A 3,702-nucleotide genomic window follows, 5' to 3' on the forward strand; every position below is an offset into this window, starting at 1 on the left:
ATATTCTTGAATCATGCAGAAACCATCGGCAGTTTGAAAAGAATCTAAATATTTAGGAATCCCTGGATGATTGAGACTTTTTAAAACGGCAATTTCTTGAGAGTAGGCATCATATTCTGCCCAACTTGCTCCTAATTTAGCAAATTGAAATTGTTTGATAACTACGTTTTTTTGAGTATGGATATTTTCTGCTAAATAAGTGACTCGCCCGCCAATATTATTGTGTCCGAGTTCTCTAATTATTTGATAGCTATGAGAAGAAAAGTTGGGGGAATTATTCATAGGTTTTTAGTAGGTTTTAAGGAACAGAGAATAGAAAGCAATTAAATTTTTACATCCGATACTCGATCGCTCCGACTACTAATAGTTGTATTTCTCCTGAACTTATGCAGTTTAGAATTTCACAATAATATTTCCACAACAAACAAAATTTATCGCTGTTCCGAACTTTATATATTACATTCAGTAGCATAATGTAACCATCAATCCTCATAAGCGAGGAATTATGTCAAAATAATCAAGAAAACCAGATTACTGAAGATAATTACGGAGAAAAAACGGTGGATTCCAAATATAATCCTGTATCCATTGAACAAAAGTGGCAAAAAAACTGGGCTGAACAAAACCAAGATAAAACCCCTACAGACAATAATCAGCCTAAATTCTACGCTCTATCCATGTTCCCTTACCCATCCGGTAACTTACACATGGGTCATGTTCGTAACTATACTATTACCGACGTTATTGCCCGACTCAAAAGGATGCAAGGTTATCGTGTCCTGCACCCCATGGGTTGGGACGCATTTGGACTACCCGCAGAAAATGCAGCTATTGACCGGGGTATCCCACCTGCTAAATGGACCCTGCAAAATATTGCCCAAATGAAAGAACAACTAAGACGTTTGGGTTTTTCCATCGACTGGGATAAAGAAGTCGCTACCTGTACCCCCGAATACTACCGTTGGACTCAATGGATATTCCTCCAATTTTTCCAAGCAGGTTTGGCCTATCAAAAAGAATCTGCCGTTAACTGGGACCCCATCGACCAAACCGTATTGGCCAACGAACAGGTAGATGGAGAAGGTCGTTCTTGGCGTTCCGGCGCAAAAGTCGAACGTAAATTGTTGCGTCAGTGGTTCTTCAAAATTACCGACTATGCTGAACAACTCCTCAACGACTTGGATAAATTACCTGGTTGGCCGGAACGAGTGAAACTGATGCAGGCAAACTGGATAGGAAAATCTGTCGGAGCTTATTTGGAATTTCCCATAGTGGGGATGGATAAAAAAATTGGAGTCTTTACCACCAGACCCGATACTGTCTATGGCGTCAGTTACGTTGTTTTGGCTCCCGAACATCCTTTGACAGCGCAGGTGACAACCTCAGAACAACAAGCTACCGTCGAAAATTTTATTAAAGAAGTAGCTGCCGAAAGTGAATTAGAACGTACCGCCGAAGACAAACCAAAACGTGGCGTTCCTACTGGTGGCAAAGCTATCAACCCATTCAATAATCAAGAAGTTCCCATCTGGATCGCCGACTATGTACTCTATGAATATGGTACAGGTGCAGTTATGGGAGTACCCGCTCACGACGTGCGCGACTTTCAGTTTGCCAAACAATATGAGCTACCCGTTAAACAGGTTATTGTGGCGGATGATTCGGATAATGATGATGATGAGATGTCAGAAGCTTATACCGATGTTGGTATCATGGTTAACTCCGGTTCCTTTAACGGGGAAAAATCTACTTTTGCCAAAAAAGCAATTATTGAACTTGCTGAGGATGAAGGTTATGGAGAAGGTCGCATACAATATCGTTTGCGAGATTGGTTAATTTCTAGACAACGTTACTGGGGCGCACCAATACCTATTATTCACTGTCCGAACTGTGGTGCTGTACCTGTACCAGATGAAGATTTGCCTGTGAAGTTGCCCGAAAGTGTAGAATTTTCTGGTCGGGGTCCGTCACCGTTGGCAAAATTAGAAGACTGGGTAAATGTTCCTTGTCCGAGTTGTGGTACTCCGGCAAAACGGGAAACTGACACGATGGATACTTTTATTGATTCGTCTTGGTATTATTTGCGTTATCCAGATGCGACAAATGAAGAGCAGGTGTTTGACTCGGAAATGGTAAATGACTGGTTGCCTGTAGATCAATATGTAGGTGGTATCGAACACGCGATTTTACATTTGTTGTATTCCAGATTTTTTACTAAGGTTTTGCGCGACAGAGGTTTGTGCAATTTTGACGAACCTTTCCAAAAGTTGTTAACTCAGGGAATGGTGCAAGGTATTACTTACAAAAATCCAGTGACTGGTAAATATATTCCGTTTGCAGATGTTAACCCGGAAGAACCGAAAGACCCCAAAACTGGGGATAAATTGGAAGTATTCTTTGAGAAGATGTCTAAGTCTAAGTATAACGGTGTCGATCCTTTGGAGGTGATGGCAAAATATGGTGCAGATACGGCGCGGATGTTTATTTTGTTTAAAGCACCACCGGAAAAAGATTTAGAGTGGGATGATGCTGATGTACAAGGACAGTTTCGTTTCCTGAACCGAGTCTGGTCTTTGGTAACCGAATTTACTGCAAATAATAGTTTTAGTGAATTGAAAGCAAAAAATAATGGTATTACTCAAGCAGACTTGAGAGATTTGGGTTGGTCTCGGTATTTGATTACTGAAATAACCAAAAATATTTCTGCTTTTAAACTTAGAAATGTGGTGAAAGTTTATGTTGCTGCTGATGTCAAGGTGGCAATAGAAGCTAAGTTGAGTCATCCCGAAACTCAACAAGAAACTAAGGATGATTTGCAGAAAGGTTTGAGTTGGATAGAAAGTAGGTTTGCGAGAGAGTTAACTAAAGCGGAGAAAGATGTTCGACGTGCGGTGCATACTGCTATCAAAGAAGTAACAGAAGATTTAGATGGAGATTATCAGTTTAATACTGCTGTTTCGGAAATGATGAAGTTGAGTAATGCTTTGAGTGATGCTACTTGTAAAGATTCTCATATTTATGCCGAAGGTTTGGAAACTTTGCTATTGTTATTGGCACCGTTTGCACCACATCTTGCTGAGGAGTTGTGGCAAGTTACTGGTAATGTCGGTTCAGTGCATACTCATCCTTGGCCGAAGTTTGACCCGGAAGCTTTAGTGGTAGATGAAATTACATTAGTAATTCAGATTAAGGGTAAGACTAGGGGAACTATTCAGGTGCCAGCAAAAGCAGATAAAGAAACTTTGGAAAAGTTAGCGCGGGAGTCGGATGTCGCGCAGCGTAATATAGTAGGTAAGGAGATTAAAAAAGTGATTGTAGTTCCTGGAAAATTAGTTAATTTTGTGGTTGGATAAAATAGTGAGTCTGGGAAGTGACAAAGAAACTGGGTTGATTGCTCTAATTTGTTCAAATGAATAAATTTCGTTGATACACCCGGTTTCTGGGTAATATTAGGCTGTATTAATTAACCACAAAAAAGAGCGTATAGATAATTTAGTCATCTTTTAGATGACTAAAAGATAGCTGATTTATTATGGCTAATTAATTAAACTATTGCGCAATACTTTTTAGATAAAGTAGGAAAGGTGACAATAGCTAACTTTTTACTTCAATTATACCATAGTAACACAGCCATCTTGGCTGTCAGAAAAAAAATAGCCAGGATGCCTGTGCTACGATTAATTAAACTATTGCGCAATAGTT

The 3,702-nt window shown here is 39.8% G+C and carries 2 protein-coding genes and 1 pseudogene; 1 reads left to right on the forward strand and 2 read right to left on the reverse strand.

Annotated features, from left to right (window positions below; genetic code table 11):
• A pseudogene (locus AFK68_RS06280) lies at positions 1 to 282 on the reverse strand (serine/threonine protein kinase); the annotation flags it as partial.
• Positions 283 to 331: 49 nt separating this feature from the next.
• Complete coding sequence (locus AFK68_RS36345; RefSeq protein ID WP_168186341.1) at positions 332 to 472, reverse strand: hypothetical protein; 141 nt, start codon at positions 470 to 472, stop codon at positions 332 to 334.
• 88 nt (positions 473 to 560) lie between these two features.
• Here AFK68_RS36345 and leuS point away from each other — a divergent pair, with 88 nt between their 5' ends.
• On the forward strand, positions 561 to 3,353 hold the full coding sequence (leuS, locus tag AFK68_RS06285; protein ID WP_094672035.1) for a leucine--tRNA ligase: 2,793 nt from the start codon (positions 561 to 563) through the stop codon (positions 3,351 to 3,353).
• The last annotated feature ends 349 nt before the right edge of the window (positions 3,354 to 3,702 follow it).

This window comes from Hydrocoleum sp. CS-953, assembly GCF_002260545.1.
In the GTDB taxonomy this organism is placed as follows: Bacteria; Cyanobacteriota; Cyanobacteriia; order Cyanobacteriales; family Microcoleaceae; genus Trichodesmium.